This window comes from Sphingomonas sp. P3_C5, assembly GCF_056402635.1.
This window is the reverse complement of the sequence record NZ_JBFUHA010000001.1, coordinates 1,057,233-1,075,530: the sequence shown is the minus strand read 5'-3', so window position 1 is coordinate 1,075,530 and position 18,298 is coordinate 1,057,233. Positions and strand designations below refer to the sequence as shown.

15 protein-coding genes are annotated in these 18,298 nt (G+C 65.8%); 6 read left to right on the top strand and 9 right to left on the bottom strand.

Going from position 1 to position 18,298, the window contains the following annotated elements; translation table 11 throughout:
* Window positions 1-5 precede the first annotated feature (5 nt).
* Entirely contained in the window at window positions 6-2,618 is a 2,613-nt protein-coding gene (gene hpnN, locus AC1DVS_RS05155) for a hopanoid transporter HpnN (protein WP_478020823.1), read from the top strand.
* 219 nt (window positions 2,619-2,837) lie between these two features.
* Here the strand turns inward: hpnN and AC1DVS_RS05150 are convergent, their stop codons facing one another.
* Window positions 2,838-3,875, bottom strand: coding sequence for an MlaA family lipoprotein (locus tag AC1DVS_RS05150; protein ID WP_478020821.1), 1,038 nt, complete (start codon window positions 3,873-3,875; stop codon window positions 2,838-2,840).
* Window positions 3,872-4,477 (bottom strand): ABC transporter substrate-binding protein, encoded by a 606-nt coding sequence (locus AC1DVS_RS05145; protein ID WP_478020819.1) that lies wholly within the window; start codon window positions 4,475-4,477, stop codon window positions 3,872-3,874. Before AC1DVS_RS05145 ends, AC1DVS_RS05150 begins: the two co-directional genes overlap by 4 nt.
* 227 nt (window positions 4,478-4,704) lie before the next feature.
* Between AC1DVS_RS05145 and ispH the strand changes: the two genes are divergently transcribed.
* Both ispH and hpnH read left to right on the top strand, forming a co-directional pair.
* The gene (ispH, locus tag AC1DVS_RS05140; protein ID WP_478020817.1) at window positions 4,705-5,685 is read left to right on the top strand and encodes a 4-hydroxy-3-methylbut-2-enyl diphosphate reductase; all 981 of its coding nucleotides are present in this window, start codon (window positions 4,705-4,707) and stop codon (window positions 5,683-5,685) included.
* 10 nt (window positions 5,686-5,695) lie between these two features.
* A complete protein-coding gene (hpnH, locus tag AC1DVS_RS05135) occupies window positions 5,696-6,841 on the top strand; it encodes an adenosyl-hopene transferase HpnH (RefSeq protein WP_478020815.1) in 1,146 nt (381 codons plus the stop codon).
* Here the strand turns inward: hpnH and AC1DVS_RS05130 are convergent.
* The 7 genes from AC1DVS_RS05130 to hpnA all read right to left on the bottom strand — a co-directional run bounded on the left by AC1DVS_RS05130 (window position 6,761) and on the right by hpnA (window position 14,634).
* Complete coding sequence (locus AC1DVS_RS05130; RefSeq protein ID WP_478021269.1) at window positions 6,761-7,546, bottom strand: phosphorylase family protein; 786 nt, start codon at window positions 7,544-7,546, stop codon at window positions 6,761-6,763. The two genes, hpnH and AC1DVS_RS05130, sit on opposite strands and share 81 nt — an antisense overlap.
* 62 nt (window positions 7,547-7,608) lie before the next feature.
* Window positions 7,609-9,570 (bottom strand): squalene--hopene cyclase, encoded by a 1,962-nt coding sequence (gene shc / locus AC1DVS_RS05125; RefSeq protein ID WP_478020813.1) that lies wholly within the window; start codon window positions 9,568-9,570, stop codon window positions 7,609-7,611.
* Between the two features lie 10 nt (window positions 9,571-9,580).
* On the bottom strand, window positions 9,581-10,837 hold the full coding sequence (hpnE, locus tag AC1DVS_RS05120) for a hydroxysqualene dehydroxylase HpnE (RefSeq protein WP_478020811.1): 1,257 nt from the start codon (window positions 10,835-10,837) through the stop codon (window positions 9,581-9,583).
* Window positions 10,822-11,661 carry a presqualene diphosphate synthase HpnD gene (gene hpnD / locus AC1DVS_RS05115; protein WP_478020809.1) on the bottom strand — a complete coding sequence of 280 codons (840 nt, stop codon included), beginning with the start codon at window positions 11,659-11,661 and terminating at the stop codon, window positions 10,822-10,824. The genes hpnE and hpnD overlap by 16 nt, the downstream gene beginning before the upstream one ends.
* A complete protein-coding gene (gene hpnC, locus AC1DVS_RS05110) occupies window positions 11,658-12,500 on the bottom strand; it encodes a squalene synthase HpnC (protein WP_478020807.1) in 843 nt (280 codons plus the stop codon). The genes hpnD and hpnC overlap by 4 nt, the downstream gene beginning before the upstream one ends.
* Complete coding sequence (locus AC1DVS_RS05105; RefSeq protein ID WP_478021267.1) at window positions 12,500-13,627, bottom strand: glycosyltransferase; 1,128 nt, start codon at window positions 13,625-13,627, stop codon at window positions 12,500-12,502. Before AC1DVS_RS05105 ends, hpnC begins: the two co-directional genes overlap by 1 nt.
* 2 nt (window positions 13,628-13,629) lie before the next feature.
* Window positions 13,630-14,634 (bottom strand): hopanoid-associated sugar epimerase, encoded by a 1,005-nt coding sequence (gene hpnA / locus AC1DVS_RS05100; protein WP_478020805.1) that lies wholly within the window; start codon window positions 14,632-14,634, stop codon window positions 13,630-13,632.
* Window positions 14,635-14,855: 221 nt separating this feature from the next.
* Between hpnA and hpnI the strand changes: the two genes are divergently transcribed.
* From hpnI to hpnK, 3 genes are read left to right on the top strand one after another with little or no spacing between them, the layout of a single operon-like run.
* Window positions 14,856-16,007, top strand: a complete 1,152-nt coding sequence (hpnI, locus tag AC1DVS_RS05095) for a bacteriohopanetetrol glucosamine biosynthesis glycosyltransferase HpnI (RefSeq protein ID WP_478020803.1) — start codon at window positions 14,856-14,858, stop codon at window positions 16,005-16,007.
* Window positions 16,004-17,449, top strand: a complete 1,446-nt coding sequence (gene hpnJ / locus AC1DVS_RS05090; RefSeq protein WP_478020801.1) for a hopanoid biosynthesis associated radical SAM protein HpnJ — start codon at window positions 16,004-16,006, stop codon at window positions 17,447-17,449. Before hpnI ends, hpnJ begins: the two co-directional genes overlap by 4 nt.
* 2 nt (window positions 17,450-17,451) lie before the next feature.
* Window positions 17,452-18,291, top strand: coding sequence for a hopanoid biosynthesis-associated protein HpnK (hpnK, locus tag AC1DVS_RS05085; RefSeq protein ID WP_478021265.1), 840 nt, complete (start codon window positions 17,452-17,454; stop codon window positions 18,289-18,291).
* Window positions 18,292-18,298: the final 7 nt, after the last annotated feature.

Here is an 18,298-nt window from a genome sequence, read left to right as displayed (position 1 = left end):
CCGGCATGCGTTCGCCCATTCCCGAGATTGTCTCCGCGAGCATAAGGCGGCCCTGGCTGACGCTTGGGCTGTGCCTGGTGCTGACGGCGCTGTCGCTCCTGTTCGCCATGAACCGGTTCGACATGACGACCGACACGGCGGCACTGATCTCGCCCGATGTCGACTGGCGCAAGCAGGAACGGGCGATGGAAGCTGCCTTCCCGCAGCTCAGCGACGTGATGCTGGTGGTGGTCGACGGCAAGACGCCGGAGCTGGCCGAGGATGCCGCGGCGAAGCTGACCGCCCGGATGGCAGCCGATCGCACCCATTTCCGGCTGGTCCGGCGGCCCGATGGCGGCGATTATTTCGCGCGGGAAGGCCTTTTGCTCGGATCGCGCGAGGATGTGCGCCAGGCGACCGCATCGCTGATCGAGGCGCAGCCATTGCTCGGGCCGCTCGCCGCCGATCCCTCGCTGCGCGGGGTGGATAGCGCGATCTCGGCGATGCTCGACGGGGTGGAGGCGAAGTCCACCACGCTCGACCAGATCGACAAGCCGATCCGAGCGCTGGCCGAGGCGACTGAGGGTTCGCTTGCCGGCAAGCCGACCTATTTCTCGTGGCAGCAGCTGTTCGGAAGCAAATCAGGGCCACTCAGCGCGCCGAAACGGCGGCTGATCCTTGCTCAGCCAGTGCTTGATCACAGTGCGCTGATGCCGGGCGAAGCGGCGAGCGACGCGGTGCATGCGGCCGCCGGCGCGCTCAAGCTCGATTCAGCGCATGGCGTCTCCGTCCGGCTGACCGGCGAGGTGCCGCTCGCCGATGAGGAGTTTGCGACGCTGCAGGAGAATATCGGCGCGGTCGGGCTGGTGATGTTCGCCGCGATGCTGGTGACGCTGTGGTTCGCAACTCGGTCGGTTCGGCTGGTCGCGGCGATCCTCGGCACGATCGTCGTCGGGCTGATCGTCACCACGGCGGTCGGGCTGCTTGCGGTGGGACGGCTGAACCTGATCTCGGTCGCCTTCATTCCGCTCTTCGTCGGGCTCGGCGTCGATTTCGGGATCCAGATCTCGGTTCGCTTCAATGCCGAGCGGGCGGCGGGCCTGGAGCCTTTCGCCGCGCTGCAGGCGGCGGCGACGGCGCTCGGCGCACCGCTGCTGCTCGCGGCGGGGGCAGTGTTCCTTGGCTTCGGGGCGTTCCTGCCCACTGCCTATGTCGGCATCGCCGAGCTTGGCGTGATCGCCGGCCTCGGCATGGTGATCGCGCTCCTGCTCAATGTCACGCTGTTGCCGGCGCTGATCTTGCTGTTTCGGCCGGGCGTGCCGCGGCGCGAGGTCGGCTTTGCCGAGCTGGAGCCCGCCGACCGCTTTCTCGAAAAGCACCGCAAGCATGTGCTCCGCGCGTTCGCGCTCTCGATGGCGGCGAGCATCGCGCTGCTGCCGGTCGTGGTGTTCGACTTCAATCCGCTCCACCTGCGTGACCCGGACGCGCCGTCGATGCAGGCTCTGGCTGACCTGACCCGCGACCCGGACCGGACGCCGAACACGATCGATGTGCTCGCGGTGAACCCCGATGCGGCGGCTGGGCTTGTCCGGCGGCTGTCGGCACTCCACGAGGTAAAGCAGGTGGCCTCGGTCGACAGCTTCGTGCCTGACGACCAGCCCGCCAAGCTCGCCTTGATCCAGGACGCGTCGCTGTTGCTCGACCTGACGATCAATCCTCTCGATGTGGCGCCTGCTCCTAGCGATGCGGAGCTGGTGGCATCGTTGCAGCAAGTCTCCGGGCGGCTAACCTCCATCGCAGGTGCCGACACAGGCAAGGGCGCAGCTGACGCGCGGCGACTCGCCGCCGTGTTCGAGAAGCTCGCGTCGTCGACGCCCGAACGGCGCGCGTCGGTAAATGCCATGCTCGCCCAGCCGCTGGCGGTGATGCTCGATCAGATCCGCGCCACGCTCCAGGCCGAGCCGGTAACGCGAGAGACGCTGCCGCCAGACCTGGTTCGCGACTGGATCGCGCCCGATGGCCATGCCCGGCTGCAGGTCTTTCCGAAGGGCGATGGCAATGACAATCAGGTGATCAAGCGCTTCCGGACGGCGGTGGCGACGGTGACGCCGGCCATATCAGGCTTGCCGGTCGCGACCCAGGCGGCAGCCTCGACAGTCGCCGGCGCCTTTGTCCAGGCCGGGGTGATTGCCTTCCTGCTTGTCAGCCTGCTGCTTTTCCTGGTGCTACGCAACGTGCGGGAAGTGGCCTTCACCCTGGCGCCGGTGGTGCTGTCGATCTTCCTGACGCTCGCCACCTGTGTCATCATCGGGCAGCCGATCAATTTCGCCAACATCATCGCCTTTCCGTTGCTGTTCGGCGTCGGCGTCGCCTTCCATATCTATTTCGTGATGGCGTGGCGTGGCGGCGCGACCGACCTGCTCCAGTCGAGCCTCGCGCGCGCGGTGCTGTTCAGCGCGCTGGCAACGGGGACTGCATTCGGCAGCCTGTGGTTGTCCGACCATCCAGGCACGGCGAGCATGGGCAAGATCCTGATGATCTCGCTGGCCTGGACCCTGATCTGCGCCCTGGTGTTCGAGCCGGCTTTGCTAGGGCCGCCATTGAAGGCGAAGGACAAAGGCGAACTACCTACCGCTTAGAGTATCCCGCCTCAGTTTGAACCGCAATAGTAAAGTACACACTTCACTATTGCGGCCGCCCGTCACGGTGGTGGGCCATCCGCCATGCAGTCTACCGAAATTATCCAACAGCCGTGCGGGTCGCCGCGAAAACAGGCACAACTGGGCCCAGCCTCCGCTGGGGGAAGCATAGCAGAATGCGGCTCGAACTCGCACGCAGCCGGGCGCAACGCACGCCGCCTAGGGCTTGGCAGGGACCGGCGCGGCCTTGGGCGCGGTGTCGCTCGGTGAGGCCGGATCGCTCAGTGGATCGTCGAGTGGACTCGCCTGTCGGGCGGCTGGATCGCCCAGCGGATCGTCGAGCGGGTCAGTCGTGGTATCGGCCTTTGCCGACCGGCTGTGCAGCGCCTGGATCTCGGCTGCGCGGTTCTGCAGATAGACCGAGCGCAGCGTGGCATAGGGATCGACCGCGCTGTCGAGCAATGCCTTGAAATCCGCATCCGATTCAGCGCGATCATCGATGCCGCTGATCACGCCCCTTGGTATCTGATATTCGAGACGATCGAACGGATTGCCGATCGCAACCGGGAGGACGAAATCGTCGCCCTGACCGGCGAGCAGGTCCCGGAGCGTCGTTGGCCCGATGATCGGCAGGAAGAGATAGGGGCCAGGGCCGACACCATAATAGCCAAGGGTGTTGCCAAAGCCATTGTCGTGGTGCGGGAGCCCGATGTTGCGCGATTTGGCAACATCGATCAGCCCGCCGACACCGAGCGTGCTGTTGATGACGAAGCGCTCGAAGGTCTTGAACGCCCTGCCCGGCTTGAGCTGGAGCAGATCGTTCAGGAACACGATCGGCTCGCCGAGATTGCTGAAGAAGTTGCGCAGGCCGGAGCGCACCGGCTTGGGCACGACATGGCGGTAACCCATCGCGACCGGGCGGATGAAGGTGCGGTCGGCAAATTGAAAGCCGGCGAACAAGTGGCGATTGAGGCCCTCGAGCGGGTCGCCATGCGCATGGCCGACGACGGTGGCGTTGACCATGGGCGACGCGGTCCCGTCCGGCACAGCAGCCTCGGCGGCGGGATCGACCAAAGGGTCGAGCGCGATCGCAGGCGCGGCCGGCTGATCGGCGGACGCGGGCGGTGCAGGCGGCGTGGCCTGCTGATCGGTTTGCGACTGTACCTGCGCAGCCGGCGCGACTGCGACGACGCTTTCAGCTTTTTCCGGAGTCGCGCCGAGCAGCGCGATGGTCGGCAGGACGAGGCCGAGGCTCAATTGTCGGCCTTGGCAGCGAGCGCATCGAGGTGGCGGATCAAAGCCTTGGCACCGCCGGTCGCCAGGACCCGCGAAAAGTCCGACCGGCGCGTGGCAAGCTGGCTGATCGAATTGCGATAGAACACATCGACGATCTTCCAGCTCCCGCCGCTCGCGCGCAGGCGATAGGCGATCGAGACCGGCTGATCATGGGGGATGATCAGCGTCGTGCGGACGAGACTGTCCGTGCCGCGCGACTCCACCTTGGGATCGATGGTGAATTTCTCGCCGGAGAAAGAATCGAAATTGGTGGCATATTGGCCGATGATCATGCGGCGGAAGGCGGCGACGAGCGCGGTCTGGTCGGCCGGCGCGATGGTGTTCCAGCTTGCGCCGATCGTCAGCCGGGTCATCAGCGGCACGTCATAGGCGCGGTCAACCACCGGACCGATCGCAGCCGCACGGCCGCGCGGGCCCATTGCCTTGCCGCCTTTCATGATGGTGATCAGGCCATCGCACAGCGACTGAACAGGCGCGCGCGCCGCGTCGCTGGCCTGGGCGAAAGCCGCCGGCACAGGCGCGACGAGCGCTGCGACAAGGGCTATGGGAATGATGTTACGCATACAAAAAGGCTCCAATATTCCCCGCGCCGTCATCTACCGGCGCGGTCGTGTGAAATCCACCCTCACCTGTGTCGCGCATGATACAGGCCCCAACCTGAACGAAACTGGGCGCAATTTGGCCCTTTTGTATCGGCATACACGTCGCTATCTGAACGCTAACGGCGAAACCACATCGCCGATCCGTGGGGCGGCTACGTAAACCGGAAATAGGGGCTGGGCTCGGATTGATGACCGCCGAAAACACTGAGACGCTGCGTATAATCCTGGCCAAACCGCGCGGTTTCTGCGCCGGCGTGGTGCGGGCGATCGACATTGTCGAGCGCGCGCTCGATCTCCACGGGGCGCCCGTCTATGTGCGGCACGAGATCGTCCATAACCGGCATGTCGTCGACAAGCTCAAGGCCAAGGGTGCGATTTTCGTCGAGGATCTGTCCGAAATCCCGGCCGGTTCGCCGACGATCTTCAGCGCACATGGCGTCGCCCGCTCAGTGCAGGACGACGCGCGGCTCCGCGATCTGCCCGTGCTCGACGCCACCTGCCCGCTCGTCACCAAGGTGCATGTCCAGGGGCGCCGCTATGCCAGAGCGGGCCGCACGCTGATCCTGATCGGCCATGCCGGCCATGCCGAAGTGGTCGGCACCATGGGCCAGATCGACGCACCGATCCATCTCGTCTCGACCGCGGCCGAGGTGGAAGCCCTCCCCCTCCCGACCGACACCCCGGTCGCCTATGTCACCCAGACCACGCTCAGCGTCGACGATACGCGCAGCGTGATCGCTGCGCTCAACGCGCGGTTCAGCGATGTCGAGGGACCCGACGTCTCGGAAATCTGCTACGCCACCCAGAATCGCCAGACCGCGGTGCGCGATCTGGCCCGGGTCAGCGAGTTGCTGATCGTGGTCGGCGCCGAGAACAGCTCCAATTCCAACCGGCTGCGCGAGATCGGCGTCGAGATGGGCGTGCCGAGCTATCTCATCGCTGACGGCTCCGGGGTGGACGCTGGCTGGCTGGAGGGTGTATCGGCCGTCGGCATCACCGCTGGCGCCTCTGCCCCCGACGAGCTGGTCGAGGATGTGATCGCGGCACTCGCCCGGCTGCGGCCGATCGAGGTGTCGCAGCTCGACGGTGTCGAGGAAAATATCGAGTTCAGCCTGCCGGCCGAACTGAGAAATGTACGGCCTCGCGGCGTGACCGCGATCGCCAGTTAGGACCAACGCGATGACCCTCCCCCTTTCCCAGATCGCCCGCATCGGCGCCTATACGCTGAGCCAGCACATCAAGGGCGGCCGCTATCCGCTGGTGCTGATGCTCGAGCCGCTGCTGCGCTGCAATCTCGCCTGCCCAGGCTGCGGCAAGATCGACTATCCCGATGCGATCCTCAACCAGCGGCTGAGCTTCGAGCAGTGCATGGAGGCGATCGACGATTGCGGCGCCCCCGCCGTATCGATCGCAGGCGGCGAGCCGCTGCTCCACCGCGACATGCCGAAGATCGTTCAGGGTTATATCGCGAAGAAGAAGTTTGTGATCCTGTGCACCAACGCGCTGCTGCTCAAGAAGAAGATCGACGACTATAAGCCATCGCCCTTCTTCACCTGGTCGATCCATCTCGATGGCGACAAGGGCATGCACGACCACGCAGTCGATCAGGACGGCACTTATGAGGTGGCGATCGAGGCGATCGAGCTGGCCAAGGCGAAGGGCTTTCGCGTCCAGGTCAATTGCACCGTGTTCGACGGCGCCTCGCCCGACCGGCTCGCTTCTTTCTTCGACGAGATGGAGAAGCGCGGCGTCGAGATCACCATTTCGCCCGGCTATGCCTATGAGCGTGCGGCCGACCAGGAGCATTTCCTCAACCGCACCCGCACCAAGCAGTTCTTCCGCGACGTCTTCTCGAAAGGCGATGGCGGCAAGAAATGGACCTTCACCAATTCGCCCCTGTTCCTCGACTTCCTGGCCGGCAACCAGACCTATGAGTGCACGCCCTGGTCAATGCCGCTGCGCACCGTCTTTGGCTGGCAGAAGCCCTGCTACCTGGTCGGCGAAGGCTATGTGCAGAGCTTCAAGGAGCTGATGGAAGGCACCGAGTGGGACGATTACGGCGTCGGCAAGTACGAGAAATGCGCCAACTGCATGGTGCATTGCGGCTTTGAGGGCACGGCTGCGACGGATTCGATCCGCCACCCGCTCAAGATGTTCTCGATCGGCCGCAAGGGCGTGCGCACCACCGGGCCGATGGCGCCGGATATCGATCTCAGCAACCAGCGTCCGGCGCAGGACGTGCACTCATCGCACGTCGAGCGGGAGCTGGAGATCATCCGCAAGGCCAACCCCAAGGCCGCCAAGCACGTCGCCAACGCGGCGTAATTCGCTGAAGGCGCGGCCGGCGTGAATGCCGGTTCGGATCAGGGCGGGCAGCTGGGTTGGGTTGCGGGCCAGTGAAGCGAGGACCGCGCCGAGCGCCATGCTGCCGTCTGGTTTCATGCCGACAAGTGCGGCGGGCGGGAGTGCCTCGTTCGCGCTGTCCGAGATGACCCTTATGATGGCGAAAGGCAGATTGTAGCGCGCGGCGACGCGGGCGGCGATGTGAGATTCCATGTCGACGGCGAGGGCGCCGGTTTCGGTGTAGAGTGTCTGTTTCAGAGTGGCTGTGGCGATGATCGTGTCGCTGCCGATGATCGTGCCCACCTGAGCGCCTGGAATTTTGACCGCCAACATTTCGACCAGCGCTGCGTTCCCTCTCCCAGCGGGAGAGAGCATCGGGTCGATCATGCCCCCGGCATGATCTGAATAGCGCGGGGCGCTATTCACCCGATGCTGGAGCCGCGAAGCGGCGGAAGGGTGAGGGTGATTGGATGATCCCACCTCGCCTCTCACCCTCACCCTTCCCATGCCTTCGGCATGGGCCCCTTCCCTCTCCCGCTGGGAGAGGGAGCCTAGTACGAGGTCGCCCGCGTTTAGTCCGGGCGCCAGCGCGCCGGCCAGGCCGCAAGAGAGAATCGCAGTCGCACCCTCTGCAGCTGCCTCGAGCTCCCGCTCCAGCCGCTCGCCATCACCGCCGCCAGCAACCACCACAACGCCCGGCCGAAGCAGAATCCTGGCCTCCTTGTGCAGGCCGGTCGCGACCAGGATCGTCACATGCCGAACGCGACGCGGCGCGTGTTGGAGCGTTTGAGGTTGCGGTAGCGGGCCATTGCCCAGAGCGGGAAATATTTGGGGTAGCCGTGATAGCGCAGATAGAAGACCCGCGGGAAACCGCCGCCGGTGTACATTTCCTGACCCCAGAGTCCGTCAGCCTCCTGATTGGCCGCGAGCCACGCGATGCCGCGCGCGACGGCGGGGGAATCGACATCGCCCGCCGCCATCAATCCCAAGAGCGCCCAGGCGGTCTGTGACGCGGTCGAGGGCGCGGGCGTATAGCCGGCATAGTCGAGCGCGTAGCTGTCGCAATCCTCACCCCAGCCGCCATCCGGGTTCTGGATCTGGGTCAGCCAGGCGACCGCCTTTGCGACGATCGGCTCCTCGGGGCCGATGCCGGCAGCGTTGAGGGCGCACAGCACTGACCAGGTGCCATAGACATAATTCACGCCCCAGCGGCCGAACCAGCTTCCGTCGGGCATCTGCTCCTTGGCGAGATAGTCCAGCGCCGCCCGCATCCGATCGCTGTCGCGCGCCTCGCCGAGCTGAGCGAGCATCGAGACGCAGCGGGCGCTGACGTCCGAGGTCGGCGGATCGAGCAGCGCGCCGTGATCGGCGAAGGGCAGGTTGTTGAGATAATGATAGCTGTTGTCCGCATCGAACGCGCCCCAGCCGCCATCGCGGCTTTGCAGGCCGACGGTCCACTCGACGCCACGATCGATCGCCTCGCTGCGATCGACGTCGTTCAATGCGCGGGCGCGGTCCATCGCCATCACCACCACGGCGGTGTCGTCGAGATCGGGATAGTGCGCGTTGTTATATTGGAAGGCCCAGCCGCCGGGGCGGACGTCTGGCTTTTCCCCGGCCCAGTCGCCCTTCACGTCGAGCACCTGGAGCGGCTTCAGCCAGTCGAGAGCGCGCACCGCTCGCGCCTCGGCGTCATCGCCACCCGCTTCGAGCATCGCATGCGCGGCGAGCGCTGTATCCCAGACCGGGGAGACGCAGGGCTGGCAATAGGCCTCGTCCTCCTTGATCACGAGCAGCTTTTCGACCGATTTCCGGGCGATCGCGCGGGCGGGATGGTCCTCGGCATAGCCGAGACAGTCGAACATCATCACGCTGTTGGCCATCGCCGGATAGATCGCGCCAAGGCCATCCTCGCCGTTGAGGCGCTCAAGCACGAAATCGACACAGGCTTGGATCGCGCGGGCGCGGGTCTTTTTCGGCCACAAGCCATTGGCTGCCTTGAGCACGACGTCGAGGGCATTGAAGCCGTGGGTCCAGAGCCATTTGGTGTCGGCGGCCTTGGTGCCGGGGCGGATCTTCTGGCCGGTGTAAAGCTCGTCGACCTTCACGCCGAGGGCATTGCGCGCGACCGGCTGGACTGAGCACAGCACCAGCAGCGGCACCACGACTGTCCGTGCCCAATAGGACATCTTCGAAAGATGGATCGGAAACCAGCGGGGCAGCAGGATCAGCTCCGGCGGAAGCGTTGGCACGGTCGACCATGGCCCGGCCGCGTACAAAGCGAGCTGGATGCGGGTGAAGACGTTCGAGGCCGCTGCGCCGCCCGCTGAGAGGATAGCAGCGCGGGCGCTCGCCATATGGGGCGCATCGACCGGATCGCCGATCATCTTCAGCGCATAATAGGCTTTTACCGAGGCGCTGACATCGAAGGCGCCGCCATGGAACAAGCCCCAGCCATGATGCTCAGCTGACTGGATGCGACGGAGATAGCGGCCGATCTTTGCTTCGAGCTCCGCATCGACCGGTTCGCCGAGATAGTGGCGGAGCAGGACATATTCGGCCGGGATAGTGGCGTCCGCTTCGAGCTCGAACACCCAATGCCCGTCCTCGCGCTGTTGCGCCGCGAGCGCCGCGGTTGCGCGCTCGACGGCCGCCTCGACGGCCGCGAGCGGCGCAGCGGCGCCGGCGATCTCTGAAAAGCCCTGATGCATCGGCTCGTCCTTACCCCGCCAGCACGCGCCGCGCCACGGTTTCGCCCGAGCGGAGTGCGCCCTCGATCGTCGCGGGGAGACCGGTATCGGTCCAGTCGCCGGCGAGGAAGAGGTTGCGCCACCGTGTCGTGGCGGGCGGGCGCTTGGCATTCTGCTCGGGCGTGGCCGCGAAGGTCGCGCGCTTTTCCTTGACGATCTGCCAGGCGGGCATCGGCGCGTCGATCGACAAGGCAGCGCAGATATCAGCCCAGAAAATCTCCGCCAGCGACTCACGGTCCTGATCGACGATGCGGTCTGCGGCGCTGACCGTCACTGACAGGCGATCGGGGAAAGCGAACACCCACTCCGCCGTGCCGCCGAACAGGCCGAGCATCGGCGGTGCGCCGGCGGGCGCGGGAAAGGCGAAATGGCCGTTGACGATCGCGCGAAAATCGTCGGGCGCGGCGAGGCCCGGAACCAGGGCGGTTGCGACCCAGGGCGGCACTGCGAGGATTACCGCCTCGCTCGCTTCGACCGGCTCGATACCAGCGCCCCAATCGAGCCCGGTCACGCTGTCGTCATCGAACGCAATGGCACGCAGGCGTCGCCCAAGCACCACCGACGAAGCGCGCGCGTCGAGCCAGGCCAAAGCTGGCTCGATAAAGGCAGCGCCGAGGCTCGGTTCGGCGATGCGCGGCCGCATCGCGCGACCGCCTTTCGCAACCGTTTCGCGCAGCACGCTGGCCGCCAGCAGTGAAGATCCCTCAGCCGGGGCGGTGTTGAGGGCGGCGAGCAGGATCGGCTCGATCAGATGCGACCAGACTGGCCCTTGCGGCTCGATGCGGGCATCGATCCGCCCCTCCTGCTTCGCCAGCAGCCGGGCAAGCGGCACATAATCCGCCGCCCGGGTGCCCGGCACGCGCCGGGCCGGCACAGCGACCCACCATGGCACTAGGCCGTCGTTGATTCGTACCGTCCAGCGCGCGCCGTCCTTCAGGTCGTGAAAGGTGAAGTCGGCATGATCGGGCCCGGCGAGCGGCGTGGTTGCGCCGATGCTTTCGCGAAACCGCGCGACCGCCGGATTGCCCGACAGCACGAGGTGATTGCCGTTATCGATCGTCAGGCCGAGCTGCGGATCATGATAGGAACGGCACCGGCCGCCCGCCTGTGCAGCCGCCTCCGCAATCGTGACCGGCACGCCCGCTTCGGTCAGCGCCACCGCGGCGGAGAGGCCCGCCAGGCCGGCGCCGGCAATCGTTACCCGGCTGAAGCTCACCGGATCAGCCACAGCCGCGCCACCGTCCAGAGCAGCCCGAGCTTCGATACCTTCACCCGGTGGCGGGGTGGCTTCCAGCCGACCGCCTCGGTCTGGCGCAGCACCTTGGCATAGGCCGCCTCCATCAGGCGGGGCGCAATCAGATGCCCGCGCGGGCGCGTGGCGAGAAGCTCGTGGGCCTTGCGGTAGTGATCGTGCGCCGTTGCGGCGACGGCGCGGCACACGTCGTCGATCAGCGGATCGGCGATGACCTCGAGGGGCGTGGTGAGGGAGATGCCGGCGGCGGTGATGGCTTCGGCCGGGAGATAGACGCGGCCGATCCCGGCATCCTCGTCGATATCGCGCAGGATATTGGTGAGCTGGAGCGCGCGGCCGAGATGATAAGCTAGCTCGATTCCCGGTGCTTCGTCCATGCCGAAGACGCGTACCGACAGGCGGCCGACTGCCGAGGCGACACGGTCACAATAGAGATCAAGCTCGGCCCAGCTCGGCCAGCGAATGTCCCGATCGACATCCATCGCCATGCCGTCGATCACGGCTTCGAAATCCGCGCGATCGAGATTGAAGCGCCGCACGGCCTCGGCGACCAAAGCCGCCTGGCCGGCCGGGCCGCCGGCGTAGAGCGAATCGAGATCGGTGCGCCACGCGTCGAGTGCCGCCATCCGGCCCGCGGCATTGCCCTGCTGATCGTCGGCGATATCGTCGACCAGCCGGCAAAAGCCGTAGATCGCGTACATCGCCTCGCGCTCGGCCCTGGGGAGCACGCGCATGCCGGCGTAAAAAGAGCTGCCCGAGACCTGCTTCTGCAGGCCGGCGGAGTTTAAATCAGTGGTCATGCCGCGCGCCGGAAGAAGCTGCCGGCGGCCGCGCTGGTCGCGAGCAAGGCGGCTTCCCACGGGCGGTGATGGACTCGCTCGCTGAGCGGATCGCGCGCTTCGAGGCGTCCGCACAGGCTGACAGCGAGGCGGTGGATGATCGCGACCTCGGCGGCAAGGCGGCGATCGGCGATCGTCGTGCTGAACCTTGCCGACTGATCGAGCAAAGTGCGGGTCGGGGCGACGAGTGAGACAATCGCTACCCTGAGTGCCGGCGTTGCCACATCCACGCCGAGATCCTCGATCCGTGCGCCGGTCGCGGCGAAGGTCGACGCGGGGATATAGACCCGGTCGAGCGTGCGGTAATCCTTGCCGCAATCCTGCAGGTGGTTGATCACCTGAAGCGCTGCGCAGAGCGCGTCGGAGGCGGGCCAGGTCGCGCGATCCTCGCCGTGGACGTCAAGCACGTAGCGCCCGACCGGCATGGCGGAATAGCGGCAATAGTCGATCAGCCCGTCCCAATCGGCATACCGGTTGACGGTGCAGTCGCGTTCGAACGCTGTGAGCAGATCATGGGCATGGACCGGATCTAGCTTTCGCTCCGCCATGACTGCGCGGAGCGCCACCGCTTCGGCGGTGCCCTCGGGGTCGCCATCGAGCCCGGCGCGCATGCGGCCGAGTTGCGCGAGCCTTTCGGCTGGCGGCAATGTCTCATGGTCGGCGATATCGTCCGCCAGCCTAGCGAAGCGGTAAAAGGCCATGACCGGCGCGCGGTGCTCGGGCTTGAGCAGCATCGACGCGACCGGAAAATTCTCGTCGCGATGGCCCTTGCCCGAGGCGAGGTCTGCGGGATCAGCCATCAGCGCATCTCTGCCGCCTGAGCGCGACCCTTCCACATTCCACCACGTCCCCGCATATGCTGCCACGCCGATAGCAAGGTGCAGCCGGCGTAGAAAGCGGCGATCAGCGGCAGCGCAATGCCCCAGAGCGGCGAGCGGCGATAGAAGCGGGCGATCGGCTGGAAGGAGATCGCCATCAGCAGCCAGGCAGCGAGACCGGCGAGGCGCGCCGCTCCGGCGGCGAACAGCGCAAGTGCCGGCGGCACGCCATAGACGAGCGCGAGACCGACCAATGTGCCGGCGAGCATCAACGGCGAATAGCGGAGCTGGGCATAGGCTGAGCGGGAGATCATCGCTGCAATGACGCCGGCGCCGTCATAGGGCCGGATACTGCGCGAGCGATCGGTTAGGCCGAGCCAGATCCGCCCCTGCTTCTTCAGCAGCGCGCCGAGGGTGCAATCGTCGATCAACGCGGTGCGGATCGCGGCGATGCCGCCTGCCCTTTCTAGTGCGTCGCGGCGGATCAGCATGCAGCCGCCGGCCGCGCCGCCGATTCCCTTCGGCTTGTTCACGCGGCCAAAGGGATAGAGCATCTGGAAGAAGAAAACGAAGGCCGGGATCAGGGCGCGTTCGGCGAAGCTGTCGCAGCGGAGCTTCGCCATCAGTGACACGAGGACGAGATTGCCCGCCTCGCCACGCGCGACGAGGGTGGTGAGCGTGTCGGGCGCGTGCTCGATATCGGCGTCGGTGAGCCAGAGATAGTGCGGCTTTGCGCCGGCATGCTCAATGCCTTGCGCCACTGCCCAGAGCTTGCCGGTCCAGCCGGCTGCGAGCGGTTGGCCTGTCAGGACCTGGAGGGAGTGATTACCGTTGAGGCTGCGAGCGATGGCGGAGGTGCCGTCGCTGCTCGAATCGTCGACGAGGATGACGCTGAAGCTGCCCGGATAGTCCTGCGCGACCAGGCTTCCGATCGAGCGCGCGATCACGTCTGCTTCGTCGCGCGCCGGGACGATCGCCACCACCTCGGGCCAGGCTGCGGGCGGTGGGGGCAGGTCGCGCGTATCGCGCTCCCGGGTGAGCCAGAAGCCGCCATGCGCGAAGACGAGGCCAAACCAGATGGCGAGGCTCAGCATTCCCACCGCAACCATGATCACCGGATCATCCCTGCACCGCGGAACCAGGCGACTGCGTCGGCCACTGCTTCTTCCCAAGGGCGGGCGGTGTAGCCGAGCTCAGCCTCGGCCCTGCCTGAGCTGAAGAACATCTTGTGCTTCGCCATCTTGAGCGAATCGACCGTCAGGAACGGATCCTTGCCGGTGATCCGCGCGAGCGCCTCATTGGCGTAAGCGAGCGGGAAGAGCGGCGCGCGTGGAAGGCTGACGGTCGGCGGCTTGCGCCCCACCGCGCGGGCGACGGCGCCGATCATCGCGCCGAGCTGAACGTCCTGCCCGCCCAGGATGTAACGCTGGCCAACCACGCCGCGTTCGAGCGCGAGCACATGCCCTGCCGCGACATCGTCGACATGGGCGAGGTTCAGGCCGCTGTCGATAAAGGCGGGCATTCCGCCATTCGCCGCCTCGACGATGATCCGGCCCGTCGGGGTCGGCCGCACGTCGCGCGGGCCGATCGGCGTGGAGGGATTGACGATCACCGCCGGCAGGCCGCGCTCGGCGACCATCTGCTCGACCAGCCGTTCGGCGACGACCTTGCTGCGCTTATAGGCCCCCGTCGCCTGTTCGGGCGTCGCGGCATGGCTTTCATTGGCGGGGACGCCGCCGGGCTGCGGCTTCAGCGTCGCCACGCTGCTGGTATAGACGAGCCGCTCGACCCCCGCCGCCAGCGCGGCCTCCATCACCGCTCGGGTGCTGGCGAGATTGTTGCGGACGATCTCTTCGGGATCGGGCGCCCAGATGCGGTAATCGGCAGCGACGTGGAACAGGTAGCGGGCGCCTTGGGCAGCGCTGAGCATTGCTTCGGGGTCGCGGGCGTCGCCTTCGACCAGATTGCCTGGGAAGTCGTGGAGATTGGTTCGCGGGCTCGATGTGCGGACCAGGCCGCGAACCCGCCGCCCCTGTGCCGCGAGTACGCGCGCCACCGCTGAGCCGACGAATCCCGACACACCGGTGACGAGGACAATATCCGAATCCTGGCTCACCCCGCCTCCGCGTCTTTCGATCGCGCGCTCTACACAGGATGCGCGGCGGACGATAGGGAGGGGGGAATGAAGCCTGCCCCTTTATCGTCATGCCGGACGTGTTCCGGCATCTACCGATCCGCAGGCGTCGCGACGGTGATATGCGCGGCACGGTGGACCCCGGAACAAGTCCGGGGTGACGGAGGCGGGGGTTTGGTCTTCGATCTCCCCGGGTGGCGTTGATGCTCGCGGCGATCCTCGGCTGGACGCTGCTGACACTGGCTTCGGTAGGCACGCTCTACACGGTAGCGGCAACGGTCGTGTTCAAGCGGTTCTTCGCGCTCCAGCCGCCATCACCACAACGCACCGAAGCCGTTACACTGCTGAAACCGCTCCACGGCGCCGAACCGCTGCTGAACACCAATCTCGCCAGCTTCCTGGCTCAGAATCATGACGGACCGATTCAGCTCCTCTGCGGCGTGCAGCGCTCCGACGATCCTGCGATCGACACCGTCGCGGCATTGAAGGCGAGCCACCCCGCAGCGACGATCGATCTGGTGCTCGATCTCACCGTGCAGGGCGCCAGCGGCAAGATTTCGAATCTCATCAACATGATGCCGCGAGCTGCGAATCCGATCGTTATTCTCAGCGACAGCGATATCGCCGTCGAGCCGGATTATCTTGCCCGAATCCTCGCCGCGCTCGACCAGCCGCGCGTCGGCGCGGTCACCTGTCTCTATCGTGGGCGCGGGGATGCGGGCTTCTGGTCGCGGCTTGGGGCGGCGGGGCTGAGCTATCAGTTCTTGCCTGGCGCCGTGTTTGGCATTGCGTTTAAACTAGCGCGGCCGTGCATGGGATCGACCATCGCGATGCGCCGCGAGACGCTCGACCGGATCGGTGGCTTTGCCCGCTTCGCTGACGTGCTGGCCGATGATTATGCGATCGGGGCGGCAGTCGAGGCGCTGGGGCTGAAGGTCGTTGTCCCGCCAATGCTCGTCGTCCATGGCTCGGACGAACGGAGCTTTGCCGAGCTGTGGCGGCACGAGCTGCGCTGGAGCGCGACGGTGCGGGGCGTGGTGCCCGGCGCCTTTGCGGGCTCGGTGATCGGCATGCCGTTCCCGCTCGCGGCGCTTGGCGCGGTGTTCGCACCTGCGCATGCGATCGGCGCGCTGACTGTCCTCTTTTCGCTCCTCGCCCGCATGCTTGTCGCGCATACCGTCGACCGCACAGCAGGCGTGCGGACAGCGCCCTTTTGGCTGCTACCAGTGCGCGATTGCCTCACCTTCGCGATATTCGTCGCAACCTTCTTCACCCGTTCGGTTGATTGGCGCGGACAACGGCTTAGAATGGGAGCAGACGGCCGCATCACGGCCGACCCGGAGATTTCCGCATGATGCGTACCCTGTTTCTGCAAGCGCCCTCGTTCGACGGTTATGATGGGGGTGCCGGCGCGCGCTATCAGATGAAGCGCGAAGTGAAGTCCTTCTGGTATCCGACCTGGCTCGCACAGCCCGCCGCGATGGTCGAAGGATCGAAGCTGATCGATGCGCCGGCGCACGACCAGAGTTGGGACGACATCAAGCACGAGTTCGACGAGCGCGATCTCGTCATCCTCCACACCTCGACGCCGAGCTTCGGCCAGGACATCCGGACAGCGGCTCTGATCAAGGAGCGCAACCCGAAGATCATCATCGGTTTCGTCGGCGCCAAGGTCGCGGTCGAGCCGGACAAGAGCCTCGCCGCCACGCCGCACGTCGATTTCGTCGCGCGCGAGGAATATGATTTCACGATCCTGGAAATCGCTCAGGGTGCGCCGCTCGCGACGGTCGACGGCATCACCTGGCGTGCGCCCGACGGGGCATTCGTCCGCAACAAGGATCGTGCGATCATCGAGGACATGGATGTCCTCCCGATGGTCTCGCCGGTCTACAAGCGCGACCTGACGATCAACAAATATTTCGGCGGCTATCTGCTCCACCCCTATGTGAGCTTCTACACCGGGCGCGGATGCAAGAGCCGCTGCACCTTCTGCCTTTGGCCGCAGACGATCAGCGGCCATAATTACCGCTTCCGCTCGGTCCCCAAGGTGATCGAGGAAGTGAAGTATATCCTGGAGAATATCCCCGAGACCAAGGAGATCTTCTTCGATGACGACACGCTGACCGACAACCACGCCCGCGTCGAGGAGCTGGCGATCGCGCTCGGCCAGCTCGGTTTCGGCAAGAAGGGTTTCGGGGTTTCGTGGAGCTGCAACGCCAAGGCCAATGTGCCGCGCAAGACGCTCGAGGTGCTGAAGGCGAACGGGCTGCGCCTGCTGCTGGTCGGCTATGAGAGCGGCAACCAGCAGATCCTGCACAATATCAAAAAGGGCCTGCGCGTCGATGTGGCGAAGCAGTTCACCAAGGATTGCCATGAGCTCGGCGTGGTCATCCACGGCACGTTCATCCTCGGCCTGCCGGGCGAGACCGAAGAGACGATCGAGGAGACGATCAATTATGCCAAGGAGATCGATCCGCATACGATCCAGGTCTCGCTGGCCGCGCCCTATCCGGGGACGTTCCTGTACAAGCAGGCGACCGAGAATGGCTGGTTCGACAACAGCAACGATCTGCTGACCAATGGCGGCAACCAGATCGCGCAGCTCAGCTACCCGCATCTGCCGGCGAGCGTGATCTTCGACAAGGTCGAGGAATTCTACAAACGCTTCTATTTCCGCCCATCGAAGATCTGGTCGATCGTGTCCGAGATGCTGCGCGACTGGAACATGATGAAGCGCCGGCTGCGCGAGGGCGTTGAGTTTTTCGACTTCCTGCGCCGCCGGAAGGAAGCCGTCTGACACTGGGCAAGAAACGCCTGATCGTCACGTCGGACGATTTCGGCGCCGATATCGCCGTCAACGAGGCAGTCGAGCAAGCGCATCGCGAGGGCATCCTGACCGCCGCGAGCCTGATGGTTTCGGGCGATGCCGCGGCCGATGCTGTCGCCCGGGCGAAAGCGATGCCGTCGCTGGGGGTTGGCCTCCATCTGGTGCTCGTCGAAGGGCGACCGACGCTGCCGCCCGAGCAGGTGCCCGACCTCGTCGATACGAGCGGCCATTTTCGCACCGACATGGTGCGTGCGGGCATCACCATCTTCGCCAAGCCCGCCGCGCGGCGCCAGTTGCTGGCAGAGGTCGAGGCGCAGTTCGCTGCCTTTGCCGCGACCGGGCTGCCGCTCGACCATGTGAATGCGCACAAGCATTTCCATGTGCACCCGACGATCGCTTCCGCGATCCTGAAGACGGGGAAGCGCTATAGCATGAAATCCGTGCGCGCGCCGGTCGAGCCGCGCGCAGTGCTCGCCAAGATCGAGCCTGGTACCGGCGGCGTGGATGTCGCTTATCTCTGGGCGCTGCTCGTCCGCCGACGGATGCGCGCGGCGGGGATAACAGTGCCAGATCAGGTGTTCGGCCTCGCATGGTCGGGCGCGTTCGACAGGGCGCGGCTGCGCGGACTGATCGCGCATCTGCCTGATGGGCTAACCGAGATTTATACGCATCCGGCAACAAATGATCGCTACCCGGGCCATGCCCCCGGCTATGCCTATCGCGCTGAGCTTGCAGCCTTAACCGACCCTCTTGCGCGCGAAGCGATCTCGCGCGAGAGCATCGAACGGGGGTGTTTTGCGGACTTTGCGTGAGACTGTG

What these genes read in the sequence shown, in the direction of transcription:
- hpnN (WP_478020823.1), top strand. Translation starts at nt 6, where the DNA reads ATGCGTTCGCCCATTCCCGAGATTGTCTCCGCGAGCATAAGGCGGCCC.
- AC1DVS_RS05145 (WP_478020819.1), bottom strand. Translation starts at nt 4,477, where the DNA reads ATGCGTAACATCATTCCCATAGCCCTTGTCGCAGCGCTCGTCGCGCCT.
- ispH (WP_478020817.1), top strand. Translation starts at nt 4,705, where the DNA reads ATGACCGCCGAAAACACTGAGACGCTGCGTATAATCCTGGCCAAACCG.
- hpnH (WP_478020815.1), top strand. Translation starts at nt 5,696, where the DNA reads ATGACCCTCCCCCTTTCCCAGATCGCCCGCATCGGCGCCTATACGCTG.
- shc (WP_478020813.1), bottom strand. Translation starts at nt 9,570, where the DNA reads ATGCATCAGGGCTTTTCAGAGATCGCCGGCGCCGCTGCGCCGCTCGCG.
- hpnD (WP_478020809.1), bottom strand. Translation starts at nt 11,661, where the DNA reads ATGACCACTGATTTAAACTCCGCCGGCCTGCAGAAGCAGGTCTCGGGC.
- hpnC (WP_478020807.1), bottom strand. Translation starts at nt 12,500, where the DNA reads ATGGCTGATCCCGCAGACCTCGCCTCGGGCAAGGGCCATCGCGACGAG.
- AC1DVS_RS05105 (WP_478021267.1), bottom strand. Translation starts at nt 13,627, where the DNA reads ATGGTTGCGGTGGGAATGCTGAGCCTCGCCATCTGGTTTGGCCTCGTC.
- hpnI (WP_478020803.1), top strand. Translation starts at nt 14,856, where the DNA reads ATGCTCGCGGCGATCCTCGGCTGGACGCTGCTGACACTGGCTTCGGTA.
- hpnJ (WP_478020801.1), top strand. Translation starts at nt 16,004, where the DNA reads ATGATGCGTACCCTGTTTCTGCAAGCGCCCTCGTTCGACGGTTATGAT.